Source organism: Desertibacillus haloalkaliphilus, from assembly GCF_019039105.1.
Classification (GTDB): domain Bacteria; phylum Bacillota; class Bacilli; order Bacillales; family KJ1-10-99; genus Desertibacillus; species Desertibacillus haloalkaliphilus.
Map to the genome: position 1 here is coordinate 1 of NZ_JAHPIV010000209.1, position 410 is coordinate 410.

1 protein-coding gene is annotated in these 410 nt (G+C 48.3%); it reads right to left on the reverse strand.

The window, feature by feature from the left end; genetic code table 11:
* Positions 1-410 (reverse strand): hypothetical protein (locus KH400_RS29825; RefSeq protein WP_217228149.1); only part of this gene is annotated, 410 nt, incomplete at both ends.

Here is a 410-nt window from a genome sequence, read left to right on the forward strand (position 1 = left end):
TTCTTCTTTTTCCCCCTCCCTTTTCTCTCTCCCCTCTTTCTCTCCTTCCCTCTTCTCCCTTTCCCTCTCCTCCCCTTTTTCCTTCCTTTTCCCTCTTTTTTTCCCTTTTCTTCTTCTTTCTTTCCCTCTTCCTTTTTCCCTCCCTTCCTCTCTCTTTTCTTTTTTCTTTCCTCCTCTTTCTTCCCCCCCCCTCTTTCCTTTTTCTTTCCTCTCTTCCTTTCTCTTCTTCCCTCCCTCCCCTTCTTTTTCCTCTCCCCCCTCTTCCCTTTCTCTTCTTTTCTCTTTTTCCCCCCTTTCTCTTTCTCCCTCCCCCCTTTCTTCCTCTTTTTTTCCCCCCCCTTCCCCTTTCCTTTTTTCTTTCCCCTCTTCTCCTCTTTCCTCCTCCTCTTCCTCCCTTTCCCTCCCCCCTT